The sequence below is a fragment of the Streptococcus sanguinis genome (genome assembly GCF_020729725.1).
Taxonomy (GTDB): Bacteria; Bacillota; Bacilli; order Lactobacillales; family Streptococcaceae; genus Streptococcus; species Streptococcus sanguinis_V.
On record NZ_JAJEPA010000005.1, the window covers coordinates 199,676 to 222,041 of the forward strand.

At 41.8% G+C, this 22,366-nt stretch carries 25 protein-coding genes; all 25 read left to right on the top strand.

All coding sequences use genetic code 11. The annotated features are described in order from the left end of the window. The 25 genes from K4I03_RS00930 to K4I03_RS01050 all read left to right on the top strand — a co-directional run bounded on the left by K4I03_RS00930 (position 1) and on the right by K4I03_RS01050 (position 22,187). Positions 1-756, top strand: a complete 756-nt coding sequence (locus tag K4I03_RS00930) for an acyl-[acyl-carrier-protein] thioesterase (protein WP_227963397.1) — start codon at positions 1-3, stop codon at positions 754-756. Continuing rightward, entirely contained in the window at positions 753-1,523 is a 771-nt protein-coding gene (locus K4I03_RS00935; protein ID WP_002895600.1) for a TIGR01457 family HAD-type hydrolase, read from the top strand. Before K4I03_RS00930 ends, K4I03_RS00935 begins: the two co-directional genes overlap by 4 nt. Next, positions 1,516-2,145 carry a TIGR01906 family membrane protein gene (locus tag K4I03_RS00940; RefSeq protein ID WP_227963398.1) on the top strand — a complete coding sequence of 210 codons (630 nt, stop codon included), beginning with the start codon at positions 1,516-1,518 and terminating at the stop codon, positions 2,143-2,145. The genes K4I03_RS00935 and K4I03_RS00940 overlap by 8 nt, the downstream gene beginning before the upstream one ends. A 13-nt stretch (positions 2,146-2,158) precedes the next feature. Continuing rightward, the gene (locus K4I03_RS00945; protein ID WP_227963399.1) at positions 2,159-3,142 is read left to right on the top strand and encodes a CPBP family intramembrane glutamic endopeptidase; all 984 of its coding nucleotides are present in this window, start codon (positions 2,159-2,161) and stop codon (positions 3,140-3,142) included. 169 nt (positions 3,143-3,311) lie between these two features. Next, positions 3,312-4,055, top strand: a complete 744-nt coding sequence (locus K4I03_RS00950; protein WP_227963400.1) for a DeoR/GlpR family DNA-binding transcription regulator — start codon at positions 3,312-3,314, stop codon at positions 4,053-4,055. Next, positions 4,052-4,963: a 1-phosphofructokinase gene (gene pfkB / locus K4I03_RS00955; protein WP_227963401.1), complete on the top strand. Its 912-nt coding sequence runs from the start codon at positions 4,052-4,054 to the stop codon at positions 4,961-4,963. Before K4I03_RS00950 ends, pfkB begins: the two co-directional genes overlap by 4 nt. Further along, entirely contained in the window at positions 4,960-6,921 is a 1,962-nt protein-coding gene (locus K4I03_RS00960; RefSeq protein ID WP_227963402.1) for a PTS fructose transporter subunit IIABC, read from the top strand. The genes pfkB and K4I03_RS00960 overlap by 4 nt, the downstream gene beginning before the upstream one ends. A gap of 128 nt (positions 6,922-7,049) precedes the next feature. Then, on the top strand, positions 7,050-7,424 hold the full coding sequence (locus tag K4I03_RS00965) for a DUF1149 family protein (protein ID WP_002915309.1): 375 nt from the start codon (positions 7,050-7,052) through the stop codon (positions 7,422-7,424). Positions 7,425-7,426: 2 nt separating this feature from the next. After that, positions 7,427-8,275, top strand: a complete 849-nt coding sequence (locus tag K4I03_RS00970; protein WP_227963403.1) for a DegV family protein — start codon at positions 7,427-7,429, stop codon at positions 8,273-8,275. 40 nt (positions 8,276-8,315) lie between these two features. Further along, positions 8,316-9,083 carry a 4-hydroxy-tetrahydrodipicolinate reductase gene (gene dapB, locus K4I03_RS00975; RefSeq protein WP_227963404.1) on the top strand — a complete coding sequence of 256 codons (768 nt, stop codon included), beginning with the start codon at positions 8,316-8,318 and terminating at the stop codon, positions 9,081-9,083. After that, a complete protein-coding gene (locus K4I03_RS00980; RefSeq protein ID WP_227963405.1) occupies positions 9,080-10,279 on the top strand; it encodes a CCA tRNA nucleotidyltransferase in 1,200 nt (399 codons plus the stop codon). The genes dapB and K4I03_RS00980 overlap by 4 nt, the downstream gene beginning before the upstream one ends. Then, positions 10,276-12,144 carry an ABC-F family ATP-binding cassette domain-containing protein gene (locus K4I03_RS00985; protein ID WP_227963406.1) on the top strand — a complete coding sequence of 623 codons (1,869 nt, stop codon included), beginning with the start codon at positions 10,276-10,278 and terminating at the stop codon, positions 12,142-12,144. The genes K4I03_RS00980 and K4I03_RS00985 overlap by 4 nt, the downstream gene beginning before the upstream one ends. Beyond that, a complete protein-coding gene (locus K4I03_RS00990) occupies positions 12,141-12,725 on the top strand; it encodes a hypothetical protein (RefSeq protein ID WP_227963407.1) in 585 nt (194 codons plus the stop codon). The genes K4I03_RS00985 and K4I03_RS00990 overlap by 4 nt, the downstream gene beginning before the upstream one ends. Before the next feature lie 72 nt (positions 12,726-12,797). Further along, entirely contained in the window at positions 12,798-13,208 is a 411-nt protein-coding gene (locus K4I03_RS00995; protein ID WP_227963408.1) for a GNAT family N-acetyltransferase, read from the top strand. 112 nt (positions 13,209-13,320) lie between these two features. Further along, positions 13,321-14,280 carry an ROK family glucokinase gene (locus tag K4I03_RS01000; protein ID WP_227963409.1) on the top strand — a complete coding sequence of 320 codons (960 nt, stop codon included), beginning with the start codon at positions 13,321-13,323 and terminating at the stop codon, positions 14,278-14,280. Between the two features lie 105 nt (positions 14,281-14,385). Further along, entirely contained in the window at positions 14,386-15,225 is an 840-nt protein-coding gene (locus tag K4I03_RS01005; RefSeq protein ID WP_227963410.1) for a thymidylate synthase, read from the top strand. A gap of 124 nt (positions 15,226-15,349) precedes the next feature. Further along, on the top strand, positions 15,350-15,862 hold the full coding sequence (locus tag K4I03_RS01010) for a dihydrofolate reductase (protein WP_227963411.1): 513 nt from the start codon (positions 15,350-15,352) through the stop codon (positions 15,860-15,862). Between the two features lie 2 nt (positions 15,863-15,864). Continuing rightward, on the top strand, positions 15,865-16,035 hold the full coding sequence (locus tag K4I03_RS01015) for a hypothetical protein (RefSeq protein ID WP_002895584.1): 171 nt from the start codon (positions 15,865-15,867) through the stop codon (positions 16,033-16,035). A 51-nt stretch (positions 16,036-16,086) separates the two neighbouring features. Further along, positions 16,087-17,316 carry an ATP-dependent Clp protease ATP-binding subunit ClpX gene (gene clpX, locus K4I03_RS01020; RefSeq protein WP_227963412.1) on the top strand — a complete coding sequence of 410 codons (1,230 nt, stop codon included), beginning with the start codon at positions 16,087-16,089 and terminating at the stop codon, positions 17,314-17,316. A 10-nt stretch (positions 17,317-17,326) separates the two neighbouring features. Continuing rightward, positions 17,327-17,914, top strand: coding sequence for a ribosome biogenesis GTP-binding protein YihA/YsxC (gene yihA / locus K4I03_RS01025; protein WP_002915299.1), 588 nt, complete (start codon positions 17,327-17,329; stop codon positions 17,912-17,914). A 147-nt stretch (positions 17,915-18,061) separates the two neighbouring features. Then, positions 18,062-18,760 (top strand): glucosaminidase domain-containing protein, encoded by a 699-nt coding sequence (locus K4I03_RS01030; RefSeq protein WP_227963413.1) that lies wholly within the window; start codon positions 18,062-18,064, stop codon positions 18,758-18,760. A 63-nt stretch (positions 18,761-18,823) separates the two neighbouring features. Then, positions 18,824-19,771, top strand: coding sequence for a homocysteine S-methyltransferase (gene mmuM, locus K4I03_RS01035; protein ID WP_227963414.1), 948 nt, complete (start codon positions 18,824-18,826; stop codon positions 19,769-19,771). Positions 19,772-19,884: 113 nt separating this feature from the next. Further along, positions 19,885-20,682: a formate/nitrite transporter family protein gene (locus K4I03_RS01040; protein WP_227963415.1), complete on the top strand. Its 798-nt coding sequence runs from the start codon at positions 19,885-19,887 to the stop codon at positions 20,680-20,682. A gap of 493 nt (positions 20,683-21,175) precedes the next feature. After that, on the top strand, positions 21,176-21,406 hold the full coding sequence (locus tag K4I03_RS12640; protein WP_227963887.1) for a helix-turn-helix domain-containing protein: 231 nt from the start codon (positions 21,176-21,178) through the stop codon (positions 21,404-21,406). A gap of 64 nt (positions 21,407-21,470) precedes the next feature. Next, positions 21,471-22,187 carry a hypothetical protein gene (locus tag K4I03_RS01050; protein ID WP_227963416.1) on the top strand — a complete coding sequence of 239 codons (717 nt, stop codon included), beginning with the start codon at positions 21,471-21,473 and terminating at the stop codon, positions 22,185-22,187. Positions 22,188-22,366 lie beyond the last annotated feature (179 nt).

Sequence of the window (22,366 nt, forward strand, 5' to 3'; positions counted from 1 at the left end):
ATGGGCTTAACTTATCAAATGAAAATGAAAATTCCTTTTGATATGGCAGATATGAATGGCCATATCAAGCTGCCGGATGTCATCTTGCTGTCCTTGCAGGTATCGGGGATGCAGTCAATCGAGCTTGGCGTCAGTGACAAGGATATGCTGGAGCGGTATAACCTAGTCTGGATTATCACGGACTATGATATTGATGTGACACGTCTGCCACGATTTGCAGAGGAGATTACTATCGAAACAGAAGCCTTAACTTATAATCGGCTCTTTTGCTACCGTCGCTTTACGATTTTTGATGAAGCGGGTGAAGTCATTATACAGATGATGGCAACCTTTGTTCTTATGGATCGGGATAGCCGCAAGGTTCGTGCCGTTGATCCGGAGATTGTGGCGCCATATCAATCTGACTTTTCCAAGAAATTACTGCGCGGTCCTAAGTATCCAGACTTGGAAAATCCTGTCAGCAAGGACTACCATGTGCGCTTTTACGACTTGGATATGAATGGCCATGTCAATAATAGCAAGTATCTGGACTGGATCTTTGAGGTCATGGGTGCAGACTTCCTCACGAAACATATTCCTAAGAAGGTCCATCTCAAGTATGTCAAGGAAGTTCGACCAGGCGGCATGATTGCTTCTAGCTACGACCTAGAAGGTCTGCAGAGCAATCACCAAATTTCCAGTAACGGCGAAGTCAATGCCCAGGCTTTGGTTACCTGGCAAGAGTTTAAACATGAGAATGAGGAAGAGCAGAAATGACTTATAAAGGATATTTGATTGATTTAGACGGGACGATTTATAAGGGCAAGAGCCGGATTCCGGCTGGTGAAGCCTTTGTGCATGACTTGCAGAGGCGCAAGATTCCCTATCTTTTCGTGACCAATAATACCACGCGCACGCCAGAAACAGTGCAAACCATGTTGGCGGAGAATTTTAATATTGAGACGCCACTTGATACCATTTACACAGCAACTCTAGCTACCATTGACTATATGCAGGAGAAAAATCTGGGCAAGAAAGTCTACGTCATTGGTGATGTGGGACTTAAACATGCTATTGAAGAAGCTGGATATATAGAAGACACAGAAAATCCAGACTATGTAGTAGTTGGGCTGGACTGGGAAGTGGATTATGAGAAGCTGACAATAGCGACTCTGGCTATTCAAAAGGGTGCCCACTTTATCGGAACCAATCCAGATCTCAACATTCCGACTGAGCGAGGTTTGCAGCCGGGAGCTGGCGCAATCAATGCCCTCTTGGAAGCAGCCACTCGGGTTGAACCGACCTTTATCGGCAAGCCCAATGCCATCATCATGGAAAAAGCCATAGAGCATCTAGGGTTGGCGCGTGAAGAAGTGGTCATGGTGGGTGATAACTATCTAACAGATATTCGAGCGGGAATTGATAATGGCATTCCGACGCTCTTAGTTACGACAGGCTTTACCCTGCCAGAAGAGGTGCCCAATCTGCCGATCCAACCGACGCATGTCTTGTCCAGTCTAGCGGAGTGGGACTTCGATGCGTGATAAGTTGAGATTTTCAGCTAGCGTCTTGTGCTTGCTGGCAGCAGCGATATTACTAACCATTTATCTGGCTTGGCTCTTATATCCGATGGAGATTTCTTATTTCAACTTGCCAGATAAGGTGTATTTGAAAGCAGAGACCATCCAGTATAATTTTAATATTCTGATGAATTACCTGACCAATCCTTTTAGTAAGAAACTGGCGATGCCAGATTTTCTCTCGTCAGCTGCAGGGCTACATCATTTTCAGGCAGTCAAGTATCTTTTTCATTTGGCGCAAGCTATTTTTCTAGTTACTCTGCCTGCTTTGATTTTCTTTATCAAAAAAGTAGTCAAAAAGGGATTTTTAGGTCTCTACAGGCGGGCTTTTCTATTAATTAGTATCTTGCCACTTGTCTTTGCTGGACTGGCTTTTATGATTGGTTTTAATAATTTTTTTACACTCTTTCATCAAGTTCTCTTTGCCGGAGACAATACCTGGATGTTTGATCCAACTAAGGATCCAGTCATTTGGATTCTACCAGAAGAATTTTTCATGCACGCCTTTATTCTTTTTGCTTTACTTTATGAGGGAATATTTTTAACCTTGTATTTTCTAAGCCGAAAGGGTAAAGAAAAAATTTAATATAGGAGATTTTATGTATTATATGCCCGAACCTTTAAATCCTAAAAAAGATCTAGGCCGATTTTCAGCGACTTGCTTTACTTATTTGTGGGTCATGGTTGCTGCTGTCTTCATTTACGTATTTGTTGCCTTTTTTGTCATCATGCCAGGACAAGGTATGGACATTCAAAAGACGCAAGACATTGTTACCAAATTCATGGAAAAGGACGGCGGAGCCTATATTCTAGCTTCCTGTCTTGGTGTTCTTACTTTTACGGTGTCTAGGGGTAAGCAGCTCTTTAAATACGACCTTCGCCGCAAGGGGCGGAAGATGACTCCTAAAGTTTTCTTTTATATGATTTGCTTCCTTTTATTCGCCCAATTGTTTACAGCCGTTGTCAATCAGATGATGCAGGCTATCATGCAACTCTTCAATCTAGATCTATCTAGTATGGAATCGGGAGGCGGCGGTTCTGAAACGCTGACCATGTTGATTTATTCATCCTTGATGGCTCCGGTTACGGAGGAAATCATTTTTAGAGGTGCTGGATTGAGAGCGTTAGAGAAGCATGGCAAGATTTTTGCCATTCTTCTGACTGCGATTTTGTTTGGTCTCTTTCATGAAAATCTTTATCAGTTTTATTTTGCTAGTTTGATTGGTTTAGGTTTTGGCTATATCGCTTTTGAGTATTCGATTATCTGGTCTATCATTTTTCATGCTCTCAATAACTTTGTCATAGCAGAAGGTATAGCTTTTCTTTCAAAAAAAGCTCCAGAGCCTATTGTTAACATCGTTTTTTACGGCCTATTAATCGCTGGCAGCACAGTATTTCTTTTGCTTTTAATTTTGAAATGGCCAAAATTCAAGGAATATATTGACGCCAATCGTTCGCTCCCAGGGACCTACCGACAGGCTTTTAAGTCAGTCTGGTTCTGGGTTCTGGTTGTGTTTACTTTTCTTGGAACTTTTCTGCCTGTCATGGCAGCCTATCTTGTATCCTTGATCAATAATAGCTAATTGCCTTTTATTTGGCAGGTATGCAACGATATGAAAGGAGTTGGATATAACCCAGCTCTTTTTTGTTCGGTAAAAAGATAGAAATTGAAAGTTTTTGATAGAAAATGCTTGACATTGAAAATTAAAGAGGTATAATAATAATCGTAAACGATTCCAAAGGAGGTGCTTTATGCTGAAGTCGGAAAGAAAGCAAGTTATTCTAGAGACAGTCATAAGAGAAAAATTTGTCTCTTTAGACTATCTAGTACATGCTTTAAACACTTCAGAATCAACTATCAGAAGAGATTTGGATGAATTGGAGAGCGAGCACAAGCTGCGACGAGTTCATGGAGGAGCCGAAAGCCTTCATTTTCTACAGGAAGAGGAGAGTAATCAGGAAAAATCTATCAAAAGCATTCAAGAAAAGACAGCTATTGCCAAGATGGCAGCAAGCTTGATTCAAGAACATGATGTGATTTTTATTGATGCGGGGACAACCAATGAGCTTTTAGTCAACGAGTTGCATGATCCTAGAGTGACTGTTGTCACCAACTCCATTCACCATGCGACCAAGTTGGTAGAGCGCAATATCCCGACGGTCATTATCGGCGGAAAGGTCAAGCGTTCAACGGATGCCAGCATTGGCGGTGTGGCTCTGAATCAAATCGGTCAGTTGAATTTCGATAAAGCCTTTATTGGAATGAATGGCATTGACGATGGCTTCTTTACCACTCCAGATATGGAAGAAGGAGCTGTCAAAAGAGCGATTTTGGAGAATGCTAAGAAAACTTATATCTTGGCTGATCTTTCTAAACTAGGACAGACGTCCTTTGTCAAGGTTGCTCCTCTTGCCAAAGCAAGCATTATTACTAATCAAAATGAATCAGAAGTGATTCAAGCGCTCAAAGAAAAAACGGAGGTGATTGAAGTATGATTTATACTGTCACACTAAACCCTTCCATCGACTATATTGTCCGTCTGGACAAGGTCTTTATAGGAAGCGTCAATCGGATGGACAGTGATGATAAATTCGCTGGCGGGAAGGGAATCAACGTTAGCCGAGTTCTCAAACGTCTAGGCATTGAGAATACAGCGACTGGCTTTATCGGTGGTTTTACTGGCAAGTTCATTACAGAAACTCTGGAAGAGGAAGGAATCTCCAGCCATTTTGTAGAAGTTGAGCAGGATACTCGTATCAATGTCAAAATTAAAGCAGATGCTGAGACAGAAATTAACGGACCTGGTCCAGAAATTTCCAGTCAGAAACTAGAAGAACTTGAGAAGTTCCTTTCTTCTCTGACTTCGGAAGATACAGTAGTCTTCGCAGGCAGCAGTCCTAAAAATCTAGGAAACGTTGTCTACAAGGAGTTGATTGGCCTGACCAGAAAGACAGGAGCGCAAGTTGTCTGTGACTTTGAAGGCCAGACGCTACTGGATTCTTTAGAGTTTGAGCCGCTTTTGGTAAAACCAAATAATCACGAACTAGGTGATATTTTCGGAGTCAAGCTCGAAAGCTTAGATCAGATTGAGAGTTATGCCCGTCAAATCTTAGACAAGGGTGCCCAACATGTGATTATTTCCATGGCTGGCGACGGTGCCTTATTGGTGACTCGAGATGGTGCCTACTTCGCTAAACCTATCAAGGGCAATGTAAAAAATTCTGTTGGTGCTGGTGACTCTATGGTGGCTGGATTTACCGGAGAGTTTGTCCGGTCTGGCGATGTTATTCAAGCTTTCAAATGGGGAGTGGCCTGCGGAACGGCAACCACCTTCTCAGATGATTTGGCGACAGCTGATTACATAAAAGAAATCTATGAAAAAGTAGAGGTAGAAAAAATATGAAAATTCAAGACTTACTAAGAAAAGATGTGATGTTGCTAGACTTGCAGGCAACAGAGAAAAAAGCTGTTATCGAAGAAATGATTCAAAGCCTAGTGGAACATGGCTATGTGACAGACTTCGAGACTTTCAAAGAAGGGATTTTGGCTCGTGAAGCCTTGACTTCTACAGGTCTGGGTGACGGAATCGCTATGCCTCACAGCAAAAATGCTGCAGTGAAAGAAGCGACTGTCCTTTTTGCCAAGTCAAATAAAGGCGTAGATTACGAAAGTTTGGATGGCCAGCCAACTGATCTTTTCTTCATGATTGCAGCTCCAGAAGGTGCTAACGATACTCACTTAGCTGCCTTAGCTGAATTGTCTCAATACTTGATGAAGGATGGTTTTGCGGATAAACTGCGTCAAGTGACTTCACCAGATCAGGTGATTGAGCTCTTTGACCAAGCTTCGGAAAAAGCGGAAGAACCTGCTGTTGTTGAACCTGCCAATGAGGGGGGAGACTTCCTTGTAGCTGTAACAGCTTGTACGACAGGAATTGCGCATACCTATATGGCTCAAGAGGCTTTGCAGAAGGTTGCAGCTGAAATGGGTGTCGGTATCAAGGTTGAAACCAACGGTGCCAGTGGTGTTGGAAATAAACTGACAGCAGAAGATATCAAAAATGCCAAAGCTGTTATCATAGCAGCTGATAAAGCGGTAGAGATGAATCGCTTTGACGGCAAGCCGTTGATCAATCGTCCGGTTGCTGATGGTATTCGTAAGACAGAAGAACTCATCAATCTAGCCCTTTCTGGAAATGCAGAGGTTTACAAGGCGGCTAACGGTGGCGGTGCTGCGGAATCAAGCAATGAAAAGCTTAGCCTGGGTGGTGCTTTCTACAAGCACTTGATGAGCGGTGTTTCCCAAATGTTGCCATTCGTTATTGGTGGCGGTATTATGATTGCCATTGCATTCTTGCTGGATCAGATCTTAGGAGTGCCAAAAGATCAGCTTTCTAATCTAGGAAGTTACCATGAGATTGCAGCTCAGTTTAAAGCAATTGGTGGAGCAGCCTTTGGCTTCATGTTGCCAGTATTAGCTGGTTATATCGCTTACTCAATCGCTGAAAAGCCAGGTCTGGTTTCTGGTTTCGTAGCTGGCGCAATTGCGAGCAGCGGTGCATCATTTGGCGGTGTTGCCTATGCTGAAGGCGGTCAGAAAACTCTTGATTTAGTTGGTGTATCATCAGGTTTCCTTGGTGCTTTGGTAGGAGGATTCTTAGCCGGTGGTGTTATCTTGCTTCTTCGCAAGCTTCTTGCAGGTCTACCTCGTTCACTTGAAGGTATCCGTTCAATCTTGCTCTTGCCTCTTCTGGGCGTTCTTGTGACTGGATTTGTGATGTTGGCGGTCAATATTCCAATGTCAGCAATCAATACGGCCTTGAACGATTTCTTGGCAAGTCTGAGCGGAAGCTCTGCTGTCCTTCTTGGCCTCTTGGTAGGCGGTATGATGGCTGTCGATATGGGTGGGCCAGTTAATAAGGCGGCTTATGTATTTGGTACTAGTACACTTGCAAGCACTGTTTCAACTGGTGGTTCACCTGTTATGGCAGCAGTTATGGCAGCTGGTATGGTTCCGCCCTTGGCAGTATTTATTGCAACTCTTTTGTTCAAACATAAATTTACTGAAGAAGAACGTGATTCAGGTTTGACAAACATCGTCATGGGACTATCTTTCATCACAGAAGGAGCGATTCCTTTTGGAGCTGCTGACCCAGCCCGTGCTATTCCAAGCTTTATCGTAGGTTCAGCTCTAACAGGTGCTCTTGTAGGATTGTCAGGTATCAAGCTCATGGCTCCTCACGGAGGAATCTTCGTTATCGGTTTGACAAACAATCCAATCCTTTACTTGGTATATGTATTGATTGGTGCAGTAGTCAGCGGTATTATCTTTGGTTACCTGCGCAAACCACTTGAAAAATAATATTTAAAAGAATCTCGCTTTTGTTAGTGAGATTCTTTTTTGTGTTTTCCAGCCTGCAAATTTTAGCATGGAAACTTCGCTCGATATATGGTATAATGGGCCTATCGCATATTTTTAGGAGAATAAAAATGAACATACAGCGCGAAAAAGAATTTGTTAGTCAGTACCATTTTGACGCCCGAAATTTTGAGTGGGAAAAAGAAAATGGAACACCTGAAACCAAGGTTGATGTGAATTTCCAATTGGTCAAAAGAGATGTCGAAGCACACACAACTTCATTGATTGTGATTTTGACCTTTATGATTGTTTTTGAGAATTTTGTTATCAGCGGAACTATTTCGCAAGCCAACCACATTCACGGTCGTCTTATTGAGGAACCGAGTGAATTTGACCACGATGAAGTGGAAGAGCTGGCTCGGCCTTGCTTAACTATGCTCAACCGCTTAACTTATGAAGTGACAGAAATTGCTCTGGATTTGCCAGGCATTAATTTGGAGTTTTAATCATGAAGTTAGCGGTTATCACAGATTCATCGGCCTATCTGCCGGCTTCGCTGCTAGAGAACGAAAATCTTTTTGTTTTGGACATCCCGGTCGTGATTGACGGTGAGTCTTATGTCGAAGGAAGAAACTTAACAGCTAGTGAATTTTATGAAAAAATGGCTCAGTCAGATGAATTGCCCAAGACCAGTCAGCCTAGCATTGCGGACCTAGAAGAGATTCTTACCATTCTAGACGGCAAAGACTATACCCATGTTCTGGGACTCTTTCTATCTAGCGGTATTTCTGGTTTTTACCAAAATATTCAGTATCTGAAAGATGAATTTCACGGTTTGCAAATTGCCTTTCCGGATTCCAAGATTACCAGTGCTCCGCTTGGTATCATGGCCCAATCAGCTCTAGAATGGGCAGAAGAAGGGCTGGAGTTTGACACAATTTTAGCTAATGTCCAGAAGCAGATCGATGGCACCAGCGCCTTTATCATGGTAGACGACTTGAACCACTTGGTCAAAGGAGGACGCCTGTCTAACGGCGCAGCTATTCTAGGAAATCTGCTCAGTATCAAGCCTATTCTGTATTTTAATGAACATGGCGTGATAGAGGTTTTTGAAAAGATTCGGACGGAGAAGAAAGCTACCAAGCGTATGCTGGAACTCGTCCAAGAAAGAACAGCGGGCGGTGCTTATCAGATTATGGTTATCCATGGCGATGCGCCAGAAAAAGCAGCTGAGCTTCAGCGGAATCTGCTAGACGTTGGTATTGCTGGTGAAGTCCCTATCGCAACCTTTGGCAGTGTTATCGGGACGCACTTGGGTGAGGGCAGTGTTGCGCTGGGCTATATTCCTGTGATCTGATTGCTTGAAAGTCTGAGCTTGTCTTTGTAAGGAGGAAAACATGAGTATCAAAGTTATTATTGCTGGTTTTAAAGGAAAAATGGGCCAAGCAGCCTATAAAATGGTGACAGAAGATCCTGAATTAGAATTAGTTGGGCTGCTGGATCCTTTTACGGATGAAAAAGAAGTGGCTGGTGTTCCCGTCTTCAATGCCAAGGAAGAATTGGCTGAACTGGAAGCCCATGTCTGGGTTGATTTTACAACCCCTAAAGTAGCTTATGACAATACTCGCTTCGCTCTAGAACAGGGATTTTGCCCAGTGGTCGGAACGACAGGTTTTACACCAGACCAGTTGGAAGAGTTAATCACATTGTCTAGAGAAAAGGAGCTGGGTGGATTGATTGCTCCAAACTTTGCCTTGGGAGCTGTTTTGCTGATGCAGTTTGCAGCTCAGGCAGCCAAGTATTTTCCAAATGTAGAAATTATCGAGTTGCATCATGACCAGAAAAAGGATGCACCGAGTGGAACAGCTATCAAGACAGCCGAGCTCATCAGCCAAGTCAGACCAAGCAAGCAGCAGGGAGCTGCTGATGAGGAAGAGTCTATAGCTGGCGCTCGCGGAGCTGATTTCGATGGCATGCGTATCCATTCAGTTCGCTTGCCAGGTCTGGTTGCCCATCAAGAAGTAATCTTTGGCAGCCAGGGAGAGGGATTAACCCTACGGCATGATTCCTATGACCGTGCTTCCTTTATGACAGGAGTTAATCTCGCCATTAAAGAAGTTGTCAAACGCTCAGAATTAGTCTATGGATTGGAACATTTACTATGAGATTAGAAACTCTGCCTTCTGAATTTCAGGAGGCTTTGCCAGTATTAGAGAAGATAAAAGTGGCTGGTTTTGAAGCTTATTTTGTTGGCGGCTCTGTTCGAGATGCCCTTTTGCAGCGACCTATTCACGATGTGGATATCGCTAGCTCCAGCTATCCTGAGGAAACCAAGCGTATCTTTGACCGTACAGTTGATGTAGGGATTGAACATGGGACCGTCTTGGTTCTGGAAAATAACCGTGAATACGAAGTGACGACTTTCCGGACCGAGGATGTCTATGTGGACTACCGCAGGCCCAGCAAGGTTTCTTTTGTGCGCTCGTTGGAAGAAGATCTCAAGCGGCGCGATTTCACCATCAATGCTCTAGCTTTGGATGAAAACGGCCAGGTTATTGATCTTTTCCAAGGCTTGGATGACTTGGGAGATCGGATTTTGCGGGCGGTTGGGACGGCTGCAGAGCGTTTTAATGAAGATGCTCTCCGCATCATGCGGGGCTTTCGTTTTCAAGCTGCCTTGGATTTTGACCTGGAACAAGATACTTTTGCGGCTATGAAGGATTGTGCTCCCTTGCTTGAAAAGATTTCAGTTGAACGGATTTTTATCGAGTTCGACAAGCTACTGCTGGCTCCGTTTTGGCGCAAGGGCTTAGAGGCACTCTTGACAAGTGGTGCCATAGAATTTTTGCCAGATTTGAAGGGAAGCAGAGCTAAGTTAGAAAGGCTCTTTGACTTGGCTTCAGATTTTTGCTTTTCAGCATCTGAACAGGCTTGGGCTGCGCTTTTACTGGCCTTGGATGTGCAAAATGTCAAAGGCTTTCTGAAAAAATGGAAGACCTCTCGTGAATTTGCCAAAAAAGTAGAAGATTTAGTTGAGATTGCTGCCATTCGCTTAGAACGAGACTTGACCAAGCGCGACTGCTATGACTATGATATTGACTTATTGCTACAAGCAGAAGAGCTTCGGCAGGCGCAAGGTTTGGCAGTTGATTTCTCTGCCATTCAGAATCTTGATGCCAGTCTGACTATTCACAGCAAGCAGGAAATGGTGGTCAATGGCGGCATGCTGATGCGGGAGTTCGGCTTTGAGCCAGGACCAAAACTTGGACAAATTTTGAAAGAGTTAGAATATGCTATTGTAGACGGCCACTTACCTAATGACTTAGAGGCCATTTACGCCTATATCAAGGAGAAAAAATGAGCGATTTTATCGTTGACAAGCTAACCAAATCAGTAGGAGATAAGACTGTTTTTCGGGATATTTCCTTTATCATTCATGATTTAGACCGGATTGGTCTGATTGGCGTCAATGGAACAGGAAAGACAACGCTGCTGGATGTGTTGTCGGGCAAGTCGGGCTTTGATGGAGATGTCAGCCCTTTTTCTGCTAAGACGGGCTATAAGATTGCTTATCTGACTCAGGAGCCTGATTTTGATGAGGAGCAGACGGTGCTTGACACTGTTTTATCAAGTGATTTACGGGAAATGCAGTTGATTCGAGAGTATGAGCTGCTCCTGACAGCTTATGATGAAAGTCAGCAGTCTAGACTAGAAGCAGTTATGGCCGAGATGGACTCGCTCCATGCTTGGGAAATCGAAAGCCAGGTCAAGACGGTCCTGTCCAAGCTTGGTCTGACAAATCTGTCGCTTAAGGTCGGTCAGTTATCAGGAGGTCTTCGTCGTCGAGTTCAGCTGGCCCAGGTTCTCTTAGGTGATGCAGATTTGCTCTTACTGGATGAGCCGACCAACCACCTAGACATTGATACCATTGAATGGCTGACGCATTTCTTGAAAAATTCAAAGAAGACCGTCCTTTTCATCACCCACGACCGCTATTTCTTGGATAATATTTCAACTCGGATTTTTGAGCTGGATGGCGGTCGCTTGATTGAATACCAAGGAAATTATCAAGACTATGTCCGTCTCAAGGCGGAGCAAGATGAGCGGGATGCGGCCTTGCTTCATAAGAAACAGCAGCTGTACAAGCAGGAGCTATCCTGGATGCGACGGCAGCCTCAGGCCCGGGCAACCAAGCAACAGGCTCGGATCAATCGTTTCCATGACCTCAAAAAAGATTTGACCAGTCAGACGACTGACAGCAATCTGGAAATGAACTTTGAAACCAGCCGTATTGGTAAGAAGGTCATCGAGTTTCAAAATGTAGACTTTGCTTATGATCAGAAGCCTATTCTCTCTCAGTTCAGTCTTTTGATCCAGAACAAGGACCGCATTGGGATTGTCGGAGATAATGGTGTCGGCAAGTCGACCTTGCTCAATCTGATTGCCAGTAAACTCCAGCCTCAGGTTGGCCAGCTCATTATCGGAGAGACAGTCCGAGTGGCCTATTTCTCTCAGCAGATTGAGGGTTTGGATGAGTCTAAGCGGGTCATTAATTATCTGCAAGAAGTGGCTGAGGAAGTCAAGATAGGCAGTGGAACGACTTCCATTGCAGAACTCTTGGAGCAGTTTCTTTTTCCTCGTTCTACTCATGGGACTTTAATCGAAAAGCTTTCTGGCGGAGAGAAAAAGCGGCTGTATCTGCTCAAGCTTCTCTTAGAAAAGCCGAATGTCTTGCTTCTTGACGAGCCGACCAATGATTTGGATATTGCGACTCTGACGGTCTTGGAGAATTTTCTGCAAGGATTTGCAGGTCCAGTTATTACAGTCAGCCATGACCGTTATTTCCTAGACAAAGTTGCAAGCAAGATTTTGGCTTTTGAGGATGGAAGTATCAGAGATTTTTTCGGAAATTACACGGATTACTTAGATGAAAAAGCCTTTCTGGCAGAAAGCTCTGCCATTTCCCAAAAGACTGAAAAGGAAAAAACGGTCAAAGTGCGCGAGGAGAAAAAGCGCATGACCTACTTTGAGAAGCAGGAGTGGGAGTCTATTGAGGCTGATATCGAGGCGCTGGAGGAGCGGATTTCTGAGATTGAAGCGGCCATGCAGGAGAATGGCTCGGACTTTGCTCGCCTATCTCAACTCCAGCAAGAACTGGATGAGCAGAACGAAAAACTTCTGGAAAAATACGAGCGCTATGAATACCTGAGCGGGTTAGATGGATGAAAGAAGTAGTGTTTAGGCAGAGCTGGTTGAAAATATTCCTTTTTGCTTTATTGGCGAGCGCTCTTGCTGTCTTTATGACTGCAGTTCTTGTATTACCATCTAAAAACGGATACCTATTATTTGACTCCAATATTTCTGTGATTGAAAAAATGTTTTTGGTGATAGGTACAATTGTTTTTGATTTTCTGTCTATTTTAGTATGGCTTTGTTTGTTTAGAGATAAACGTTTTCTTCATCTAACGGAACAGGGATTTTACTTCAGACCCCTTCTTTTTAGAGAAGTTTCGTTTTATAGTTGGGAAGAAATCCAGAGGATAGACTATAGAATTGAACGTATTCGACATTATGGGAAGATCCAATTATTCAATAAGAGACATATTTTGACAGTTCATTTCCATTCTGTAAATCTTCCTCTTTTAAAAAGAAGAACTGCTTATAGAATGAGTAAAAAATTGAAGTTTGGTATACCTGAACCGTTAGAAATTACTCTTATGTTACTGAAAAAAGAGAAACCAAAGTGTATTTATGAAATGATGATGAATTACCATAATCAATGTCGAGCAAGTCAGAAGGATAATTAAGGTGAAGTTTATAGTCCGAACAGTTTCATATACTGTTAATCTAAAACGTTTAGAGATGGAACGGAGGCATCTATGAAACTAAGATTGGAAAGTAGAAAATCGAAAAAAACTCAAGAACTGGGAAATTTAATCAGGGCCTACAATCAATCTAAGAGGGAGCCCTCCAAAAGCGAACCTCTTAACATCTATGTAGAAGACGAACAAGGAAATCTGCTGGCTGGTATGGCGGCCGAAACTTTTGGAAATTGGCTGGAGATTGAGTATTTGTATGTGAGCGAGGATTTGCGAGGGCAAGGTATAGGCTCAGAAATACTGTGCAGGGCTGAACAGGAAGCCAGAGAAAGGAAATGCAAATATTCGTTTGTAGACACGTATCAGTTTCAAGCCCCAGATTTTTATAAAAAGCACGGCTATACAGAAGTGTTCGCGTTGAAAGAATACCCCTATACTGGTGAAAGATATTATTATACAAAAGAGTTGTGAGTTTACTTTGGGAATAAAGATGGATTTGATTTTTACTTTTCTTTATGCAAACCTTTTCCTTACTGAAAAAATCTGATATAATGATGATAAATAAAACACAGAGGAGAATATCATGTCGAAAAAAATAATCGGAATTGACCTTGGTGGAACATCTATTAAGTTTGCTATTTTGACTTCAGAGGGCGAAATTCAGGAAAAATGGTCCATTAAAACCAATATTTTGGACGAAGGCAGCCACATCGTAGATGATATGATTCAGTCAATCCTGCATCGTTTGGACTTGCTTCAGCTTTCAGCAGAGGATTTTATCGGGATTGGTATGGGCTCGCCAGGAGTAGTTGACCGTGAGAAAGGGACTGTTATCGGTGCTTACAATCTCAATTGGAAGACGCTGCAGCCGGTCAAGGATAAGATTGAAAAAGCGACTGGGATTCCTTTCTATATTGACAACGACGCTAACGTTGCCGCTTTGGGTGAACGCTGGATGGGAGCTGGAGAAAACCAGCCTGATGTAGTCTTTATGACACTGGGTACAGGTGTTGGCGGAGGAATTGTTGCCGAAGGCAAGCTCTTGCACGGACTTGCTGGGGCAGCAGGAGAGTTGGGCCACATCACTGTTGACTTTGATCAGCCGATTCAATGTACTTGTGGCAAGAAGGGCTGCCTAGAGACTGTGGCATCTGCGACTGGTATTGTCAATCTGACTCGCCGCTATGCTGATGAATATGCTGGTGATGCCGAGTTGAAAAAACTGATTGACAATGGTGAGGATGTCAATGCGAAGATCGCCTTTGACTTGGCGAAAGAAGGCGATGAGCTGGCTCTGATTGTCTATCGCAATTTCGCTCGCTATCTAGGAATTGCCTGTGCCAATATCGGCTCTATCCTCAACCCATCTACAATCGTTATCGGGGGTGGTGTATCAGCTGCAGGTGATTTCCTGCTGGATGGCGTACGCAAGGTTTATGAAGAGAATAGCTTCCCGCAGGTTCGTACTTCAACCAAGTTGGCCTTGGCTACTCTTGGAAATGATGCTGGTGTTATCGGAGCAGCATCATTGGTTTTACAATAAATTATACAAGTTTGCTTTATTTGTTCTCCTGCAGAAAGTTCTGTAGGAGAATTTTTATAGAAAATTTGCTATACTAGAAAAAGCTCACTGAACGAAGGAGAAATCATGACGTTAGCAGATACGATTTTCAAAGAGAATATTAAAAAGATTATGGAGCAAGGTGTTTTTTCTGAAAATGCTCGTCCGCGCTACAAGGATGGAAATGTGGCCAATTCCAAATATATCACTGGTTCTTTTGCGGAATACGATTTGAGCAAGAGAGAGTTCCCAATCACGACTCTGCGCCCTATTGCTATCAAGTCTGCCATCAAGGAAGTACTCTGGATCTATCAAGATCAGTCTAATAGCTTAGAATTGCTCAATGACAAATACAATGTTCACTATTGGAATGACTGGGAAGTTGGCGATACGGGTACTATCGGGCAGCGCTACGGAGCAGTTGTCAAGAAGCACAATATTATCAATAAAATTCTCCAACAGCTGGAAGCCAATCCTTGGAACCGTCGCAATATCATCTCTCTCTGGGATTATGAAGCTTTTGAAGAAACAGATGGCTTGCTTCCATGCGCTTTTCAGACCATGTTTGATGTTCGGCGTGTAGATGGAGACATTTATCTGGATGCGACTCTTACTCAGCGCTCAAATGATATGTTGGTTGCTCATCACATCAATGCTATGCAGTATGTGGCTCTGCAGATGATGATTGCTAAGCATTTTGGCTGGAAGGTCGGCAAGTTCTTTTACTTTATCAATAACTTGCATATCTATGATAATCAGTTCGACCAGGCGGAAGAGCTCTTGCGCCGCGAACCCAGCGACTGCCAACCTCGACTCCTTTTAAATGTACCTGATGGGACTAGTTTCTTTGATATCAAAGCAGAAGATTTTGAGTTGCTGGACTATGATCCCGTTAAACCTCAGCTGAAGTTCGATTTGGCTATTTAAAGATTTTGATAAGTGTATGCGAAAACTGCCAACCTCAGCAAAAGTTCTGCTTGAATCATACTTTAAACATGCCTTTTTACAGCAAATTTGATAGAATAGAGTTACTAATACAAAGGATAAAAGGATGACAAAGAAGATTATTGCCATTTGGGCTCAGGCAGAGGATGGTCTGATTGGAAAAGACAAGGTCATGCCATGGCATCTCCCGGCAGAATTGCAGCATTTTAAAGCAACAACCACTGGACATGCTATTTTAATGGGGCGTGTGACCTTTGATGGTCTGCAGCGTCGCGTTTTGCCAAATCGAATAAGTCTGATTTTGAGCAAGGATAAGAACTATCAAGTTGACAATGAAAATGTCTTGTTGTTCAGCAATGTGGAAGATGTCTTGGAGTGGTACCACAAGCAGGATAGAAACTTGTATATTATCGGCGGAGCGCAAATTATCAGAGCTTTTGAGCCGTATTTGGAAGAATTGATTCAGACTCAGATTGCTGCTAAACTTGAAGGAGATACCTATTTCCCTGAGACATTTGACTGGGCTCCTTATCAGGAAGTTAGCAGTGAATTTTATGCTAAAGATGAAAAGAACCCTTATGATTTCACTATAAAAAGATACCAAAGGAAGGACTCGTAAGAATGGAACGTAGTATTTTTGGTTTTTTTACGGCCTTTTTATGTGTCATTTGTCTTATTTGTGCCGTTCAAACCTTTCGGAAAAAGCGGTTTGGACTGGCGGCTTTATTTTTGCTGAATGCTTTTACAAACTTGGTAAATTCCATTCATGCTTTTTATATGACACTTTTTTAACATGTGCGAAAGAAAATAAATAGATTTAGAATTTTAGAATTGGAGTAAACAATGCCTACAAGTCGTAATGATGATATGATGGTTTTTTGTTCTTTCTGTGGGAAGAATCAAGATGAGGTGCAGAAGATTATTGCTGGCAACAACGCCTTTATCTGTAATGAATGTGTGGAGCTGGCGCAGGAAATCATCCGTGAAGAATTAGCTGAGGAAGTGCTGGCAGATCTATCTGAGGTACCAAAACCTCAGGAGCTGCTGAATATCTTGAACCACTATGTTATCGGGCAAGACCGAGCTAAGCGTGCCTTAGCAGTAGCGGTCTATAATCACTACAAGCGTATTAACTACCACGACAGCCGCGAAGAAGAAGATGTGGAACTTCAAAAGTCAAATATTTTGATGATTGGCCCGACCGGGTCAGGTAAAACCTTCCTGGCGCAGACTCTTGCTCGCAGTCTCAATGTGCCTTTTGCCATTGCGGACGCAACTGCTCTGACTGAAGCTGGTTATGTCGGAGAAGATGTGGAAAATATCCTGCTCAAGCTTTTGCAGGCGGCTGACTTTAATATTGAACGTGCAGAACGTGGGATTATCTATGTCGATGAGATTGACAAGATTGCTAAGAAAGGCGAAAATGTCTCTATCACCCGTGATGTTTCGGGTGAAGGAGTTCAGCAAGCTCTCCTGAAGATTATCGAAGGAACAGTAGCTAGTGTACCGCCGCAGGGTGGACGCAAGCATCCCCAGCAAGAAATGATTCAGGTTGATACTAAGAACATTCTCTTCATTGTTGGTGGTGCTTTTGACGGTATCGAAGAAATCGTAAAACAGCGTCTGGGTGAGAAAATCATTGGTTTCGGTCAGAACAACCGAGCAATCGACGAAGATAGTTCCTATATGCAGGAAATTATATCAGAAGACGTTCAAAAGTTTGGAATTATTCCTGAGTTGATTGGCCGTTTGCCTGTTTTTGCTGCTCTGGAGCAACTGACAGTTGATGATTTGGTCCGTATTCTGAAAGAGCCTAGAAACGCCCTTATTAAGCAGTATCAGGCACTTCTGTCTTATGATGATGTTACGCTTGAATTTGACGAAGATGCTCTGCAGGAGATTGCCAATAAAGCGATCGAACGTAAAACTGGTGCACGCGGACTTCGCTCTATCATTGAAGAAACTATGATGGATGTCATGTTTGAGGTCCCAAGTCAGGAAAATGTAAAACTTGTCCGCATTACCAAAGAAGCAGTAGATGGAACAGATAAGCCTATTCTAGAAACTGCCTAACGAGGTGCTTATGGAAATCAATACCCACAACGCAGAGATTTTGCTGAGTGCAGCCAATAAATCGCACTACCCTCAAGATGATATTCCAGAGATTGCCTTAGCTGGCCGATCAAACGTTGGAAAGTCCAGCTTCATCAACACACTTCTCAATCGTAAAAATTTAGCGCGAACTTCAGGAAAACCTGGAAAAACTCAGCTGCTAAACTTTTTTAACATTGATGACAAGCTGCGTTTTGTTGATGTGCCAGGTTATGGCTATGCCCGTGTTTCCAAAAAAGAGCGTGAAAAATGGGGGCGGATGATTGAGGAGTATCTGACCAGTCGTGAAAATCTCAGAGCAGTTGTCAGCCTAGTTGATCTTCGGCATGATCCCAGCGCAGATGATGTGCAGATGTATGAATTTCTGAAATATTATGACATTCCGGTTATACTAGTAGCGACCAAAGCTGATAAAATCCCTCGCGGAAAATGGAATAAGCATGAGTCGGCCATTAAGAAAAAACTGGATTTTGACAAAAATGATGATTTCATTCTTTTTTCCTCAGTCACCAAGGATGGCTTAGATGCTGCTTGGGACGCGATTTTATCAAAAATTTAATAATACGAATTAAATCCAACTCGTTTTTGAGTTGGATTTTTTGAAATAAAACGAAAAATGTCATATACTTGTAAATTATCAATAGTGTTTTTTTAATCTTTAGTATGTTACAATGGTATCATTAACATCTTATTCAGGAGAAGTGCTGTGAAAAAGAGAATTTCAAAAAAAGGTAAGAGAATCCTTTCAGCTTTATTCATCATGACAACAACGATTGCTGTTGGTTTCGTCTTGGCAAAGCATATTAATCCTGCTAGTGCCAATAATAGCGACCAGCAGCCTATGAATCAAACAGACTATTTCATCTCACAAATCGGTGAGCCAGCGCGTCAGTTGGGACAGGACAATGATCTTTATGCCTCTGTTATGATTGCACAGGCTATTTTGGAAAGTGGTTCAGGACAGTCTGGTCTGTCTGGTGAGCCTCATTATAACCTTTTCGGTATCAAAGGTCACTATGATGGCCAATCTGCTAATATGGAGACTTGGGAAGATGACGGAGAGGGAAATGCTTATACCATCAACGACAGTTTCCGTTCATATCCTAGCTATGTAGAGTCTCTGCAAGACTATGTTGCGGTTCTCAAGCAGGGGCATTTTGCAGGTGCATGGAAGAGCAATGCGCCAACCTATCAGGATGCAACAGCTGCCCTGACTGGTGTCTATGCGACAGATACTAGCTATAATACTAAATTGAATTATATTATTGAAAAATATGATTTGACTCGCTTTGATTCACCACTCTATGAGTCTGGAGCTGGCTATATCGTTTACAATCCTTATCGTCAGCAATACACTACTCAAGATATCTTGGATGTCGATACTGCCTGGGCGAATAGATTTTAATAAAGACAACAAAAAAGAGGGAGACCTCTTTTTATGTTTAATCGTAGATTTTAGGAGTATTTCATGGGAAAATTTAAAGATTTGCTTGACAAGCAAAAAATTATTATTTTAGACGGAGCCTTAGGTACAGAGTTGGAAAGCCTGGGATATGATGTATCTGGTAAGCTTTGGTCAGCTCAATACCTATTAGACCAGCCTCAGATTATTCAAAATGTGCATGAAAGCTATGTGAGAGCTGGCAGTGACATCATCACTACGTCCAGTTATCAGGCCAGCATTCCAGCATTTATAGAGGCAGGACTAACTCCTGAAAAGGCTTATAATCTTTTAAAAGAGACAGTCTTCTTAGCACAAAAGGCAATCGAAAATGTCTGGACGGGATTATCTCCAGAAGAGCAAAAGCAGCGACCCCGTCTTCTGGTTGCAGGATCGGTAGGGCCTTATGCTGCCTATTTAGCTGATGGTTCCGAGTATACGGGAGACTACCAGCTGAGTGAAGAAGAGTTTCAAGATTTTCACCGTCCACGCATCCAAGCTTTATTGGAAGCTGGGAGTGACTTGTTGGCTATTGAAACGATTCCAAATGGAGCAGAAGCGGCAGCAATCCTCCGACTTTTAGCTGAGGAATTTCCGCAAGCTGAGGCTTATTTGTCCTTTGTCGCCCAGTCGGAGAATGCCATATCAGATGGCACTAAGATTGAGGAATTAGGAAACTTGGCTCAAGAAAGCCCACAAGTCTTGGCAGTTGGTTTTAACTGTACAGCTCCACATTTAATTGCTTCTTTATTAGGTGAGCTTGGAAAAGTGTGCAACAAACCTTTTCTGACTTATCCTAACTCTGGCGAAACTTATAATGGCTTGACCAAGACATGGCATGATGATCCAGAGCAGGAGCTGAGCTTGCTGGAAAATAGTAAACTTTGGCAAAATCAAGGTGTACGGCTTTTTGGTGGTTGTTGTCGAACACGGCCAGAAGATATTGCTCAGTTAGCAAAAGGATTTAAGGGTTGAAAATAGATTTTCAATCCTTTTTTAGAAAATTTAAAAAGGTTCTCGAAAACGCTATCAAAAGAAAGAACTTTGTGATATACTATACATAGTTTAAATTAATAGGAGAATTTTTTATGCCTGAATCAACATTTATTCCTAAAATTGAAGCAGCTTGCCATAAGAAAGAAGCTTTATTTGATACAAGCAAGGCCAAGTACGCTGTTCGTTCCATCTTTGCTGGAGCTTTCCTAACCTTTAGTACTGGGGCTGGAGCCATTGCAGCGGATTTGACGAATAAGATTGTTCCGGGAACCGGGCGCTTTCTCTTTCCATTCATCTTTGCTTGGGGATTGGCTTACATTGTCTTTCTAAATCCAGAGTTGGTGACTTCCAACATGATGTTTCTGACTGCTGGTACCTTTTTGAAGAAGATTGACTGGAAAAAAGCTTTGGTGATTTTGCTTTATTGTACCTTTTTCAATCTGATTGGCGCCTTGATTGCCGGCTGGCTCTTTGCTAACTCAGCTGCTTATGCGGGACTTAGCAAAGATAGTTTCATTTCTGGTGTTGTGCAGATGAAGCTTGCTCGATCTAATGAGCTGATTTTGCTCGAGGGAGTCTTAGCCAATATCTTTGTTAATATTGCTATTCTTTCTTTCGTTCTGGTCAAGGATAGTACAGCTAAGCTCTTCTTAGTTATATCAGCCATTTATATGTTTGTATTCCTGACTAACGAACACTTGGCAGCCAACTTTGCTTCCTTTGCTATCGTGAAATTCAGCTCAGCAGCAGCGGAAGTGCAAAATTTTGGTATTGGAAATATCCTACGCCACTGGGGCGTAACCTTTATCGGTAACCTCATCGGTGGTGGCCTACTCATAGGTTTGCCGTACGCTTGGTTTAATAAGGAAGAAAATAATTATGTGGACTGACAAAAAAAGGATTTTCGAATCCTTTTTTTGATGTCTCCTTAAATAAATACAACCTTATGGACAAATTTGATAACCCATTGTTATTTGTTTGTGATAAGCTACTTTACAATCATCAATCTCTTTACAGAGCAGTTTGTTGGAAGTTAATCAAATAGCTAGAGGAATGAGATGAAATTCCTCTAGTTTTTTATTTGAAATTGGTATAACTTCCTAAACACGAACTATAAAATTATAATAAAACTAAAAGTTCGTATTTATCTTCAAAATTGATTTACAAAACAATCAAAGTAATCTATAATAGGGTGTAGGTTAATATGTTATAAAAGGAGATTTATGCAAAGAGTATAAAAATTTAGGGGATAGATTTCATATCCGTTACTACATAGAAATAAGTATTTATTTTGTATTAGATAATGATGTTTATACTGATAATGTTAGTATGATTGCATGGACGCATTTTGTAGAATAGTAGATAACCAAGGGAGATGTTTACATATCACAAAAGTACAGCCAAGGATTCAAGGAACCCCTTGTTCGTTTACATGATTCATGTAAGCTAGTCTCGGAATTAGTCAAAGAGTATGGCATCTCTAATCAGACGATTTATAAATGGATAAAACCCTGTGAAAAACCTGCTGGTCAGGATTCTATCAGTCTTTCCCTGCACCAAGTTCAAGAAATGCTTAAGGAAATGACCAAGATGAAAGAGGAGATAATGGAATAAAATCACAAGGATAAACCATGGTTTTTCAAACAATAGGATGATGGGTAAGGAAAAGGAGAAGGTTATGAAGAAATTTTTAAAAATATTCATTATAATTTTAGGAGGTTTAGTAATTATGACAAATTTGTTCGGTTGTGATAAAAATAGCCGAGCTCATGTGGAAAGTCAGTTTGTGGATTTAGAAAAGATTTATTCTACTGCAAATGTTTCGGACTTGTTTAAATTTTATCCAAAAGGATTTGAAATTATTTATACAGTTTCAAATTTTGACGAGACTGGGAAAGATGTTCAATATTCTATAAATGTTTCAGGGAATCCTATTGATAAATCCATTAAAGGATTTATTGAAAAAAAGACTGGAAGGTTTTTTGAAGATGATACAACTAGTGAGATTGAGTACAAACACAATATTCAATATTCTGCTCAAGGGTGGGAGAGTTTAGATTCAGATTATGTTATGGAGGAAGAAGCGAAAAACATCACTTTTCTCTTTCAATCCAATGTTTTTTCTGAAAAAATATTGGCCGGCTATAAATTAATTAATAGTCGATATGACCCTGACATTCCTGCCTATCATTTGGCATATTATTTGGATGAGGAATTAGCAAAAAAGAATCACTTGGATTCATCTTGGAGAAATCAAAATGAAAATTTTGTTCTTTCGTTTACCAGAAATATCAGTGATGATAGAAAATATGTTCAAGTTAATATGTCCACTTCGCGTTCCCTAAAATCAGAAACTATAATAAATGAATATAGAGAGGTGAATGATAATGAGTAGTGAATTGACAGCGTATGTGTTGCGCTTAACTTACCCAGTGGAAAATGCTTAAGTTTGTTAAATTAATTTGGTATATTATACAAACAAAAGAAGATGTTATGAATAAGAACACTGTTCAGTATCCAGATGGAAACAAAGTTAAATACACAAGAGGGGAAATGCGGTATAAAAGGAGATAA

What these genes read in the sequence shown, in the direction of transcription:
- K4I03_RS00960 (WP_227963402.1), top strand. Translation starts at nt 4,960, where the DNA reads ATGAAAATTCAAGACTTACTAAGAAAAGATGTGATGTTGCTAGACTTG.
- K4I03_RS00950 (WP_227963400.1), top strand. Translation starts at nt 3,312, where the DNA reads ATGCTGAAGTCGGAAAGAAAGCAAGTTATTCTAGAGACAGTCATAAGA.
- K4I03_RS01010 (WP_227963411.1), top strand. Translation starts at nt 15,350, where the DNA reads ATGACAAAGAAGATTATTGCCATTTGGGCTCAGGCAGAGGATGGTCTG.
- K4I03_RS00930 (WP_227963397.1), top strand. Translation starts at nt 1, where the DNA reads ATGGGCTTAACTTATCAAATGAAAATGAAAATTCCTTTTGATATGGCA.
- K4I03_RS00980 (WP_227963405.1), top strand. Translation starts at nt 9,080, where the DNA reads ATGAGATTAGAAACTCTGCCTTCTGAATTTCAGGAGGCTTTGCCAGTA.
- clpX (WP_227963412.1), top strand. Translation starts at nt 16,087, where the DNA reads ATGCCTACAAGTCGTAATGATGATATGATGGTTTTTTGTTCTTTCTGT.
- K4I03_RS01040 (WP_227963415.1), top strand. Translation starts at nt 19,885, where the DNA reads ATGCCTGAATCAACATTTATTCCTAAAATTGAAGCAGCTTGCCATAAG.
- K4I03_RS01015 (WP_002895584.1), top strand. Translation starts at nt 15,865, where the DNA reads ATGGAACGTAGTATTTTTGGTTTTTTTACGGCCTTTTTATGTGTCATT.
- K4I03_RS00985 (WP_227963406.1), top strand. Translation starts at nt 10,276, where the DNA reads ATGAGCGATTTTATCGTTGACAAGCTAACCAAATCAGTAGGAGATAAG.
- K4I03_RS00945 (WP_227963399.1), top strand. Translation starts at nt 2,159, where the DNA reads ATGTATTATATGCCCGAACCTTTAAATCCTAAAAAAGATCTAGGCCGA.
- pfkB (WP_227963401.1), top strand. Translation starts at nt 4,052, where the DNA reads ATGATTTATACTGTCACACTAAACCCTTCCATCGACTATATTGTCCGT.
- dapB (WP_227963404.1), top strand. Translation starts at nt 8,316, where the DNA reads ATGAGTATCAAAGTTATTATTGCTGGTTTTAAAGGAAAAATGGGCCAA.
- K4I03_RS00970 (WP_227963403.1), top strand. Translation starts at nt 7,427, where the DNA reads ATGAAGTTAGCGGTTATCACAGATTCATCGGCCTATCTGCCGGCTTCG.
- K4I03_RS01000 (WP_227963409.1), top strand. Translation starts at nt 13,321, where the DNA reads ATGTCGAAAAAAATAATCGGAATTGACCTTGGTGGAACATCTATTAAG.
- K4I03_RS01050 (WP_227963416.1), top strand. Translation starts at nt 21,471, where the DNA reads ATGAAGAAATTTTTAAAAATATTCATTATAATTTTAGGAGGTTTAGTA.
- K4I03_RS00940 (WP_227963398.1), top strand. Translation starts at nt 1,516, where the DNA reads ATGCGTGATAAGTTGAGATTTTCAGCTAGCGTCTTGTGCTTGCTGGCA.
- K4I03_RS00965 (WP_002915309.1), top strand. Translation starts at nt 7,050, where the DNA reads ATGAACATACAGCGCGAAAAAGAATTTGTTAGTCAGTACCATTTTGAC.
- K4I03_RS00990 (WP_227963407.1), top strand. Translation starts at nt 12,141, where the DNA reads ATGAAAGAAGTAGTGTTTAGGCAGAGCTGGTTGAAAATATTCCTTTTT.
- K4I03_RS01005 (WP_227963410.1), top strand. Translation starts at nt 14,386, where the DNA reads ATGACGTTAGCAGATACGATTTTCAAAGAGAATATTAAAAAGATTATG.
- K4I03_RS00935 (WP_002895600.1), top strand. Translation starts at nt 753, where the DNA reads ATGACTTATAAAGGATATTTGATTGATTTAGACGGGACGATTTATAAG.
- yihA (WP_002915299.1), top strand. Translation starts at nt 17,327, where the DNA reads ATGGAAATCAATACCCACAACGCAGAGATTTTGCTGAGTGCAGCCAAT.
- mmuM (WP_227963414.1), top strand. Translation starts at nt 18,824, where the DNA reads ATGGGAAAATTTAAAGATTTGCTTGACAAGCAAAAAATTATTATTTTA.
- K4I03_RS00995 (WP_227963408.1), top strand. Translation starts at nt 12,798, where the DNA reads ATGAAACTAAGATTGGAAAGTAGAAAATCGAAAAAAACTCAAGAACTG.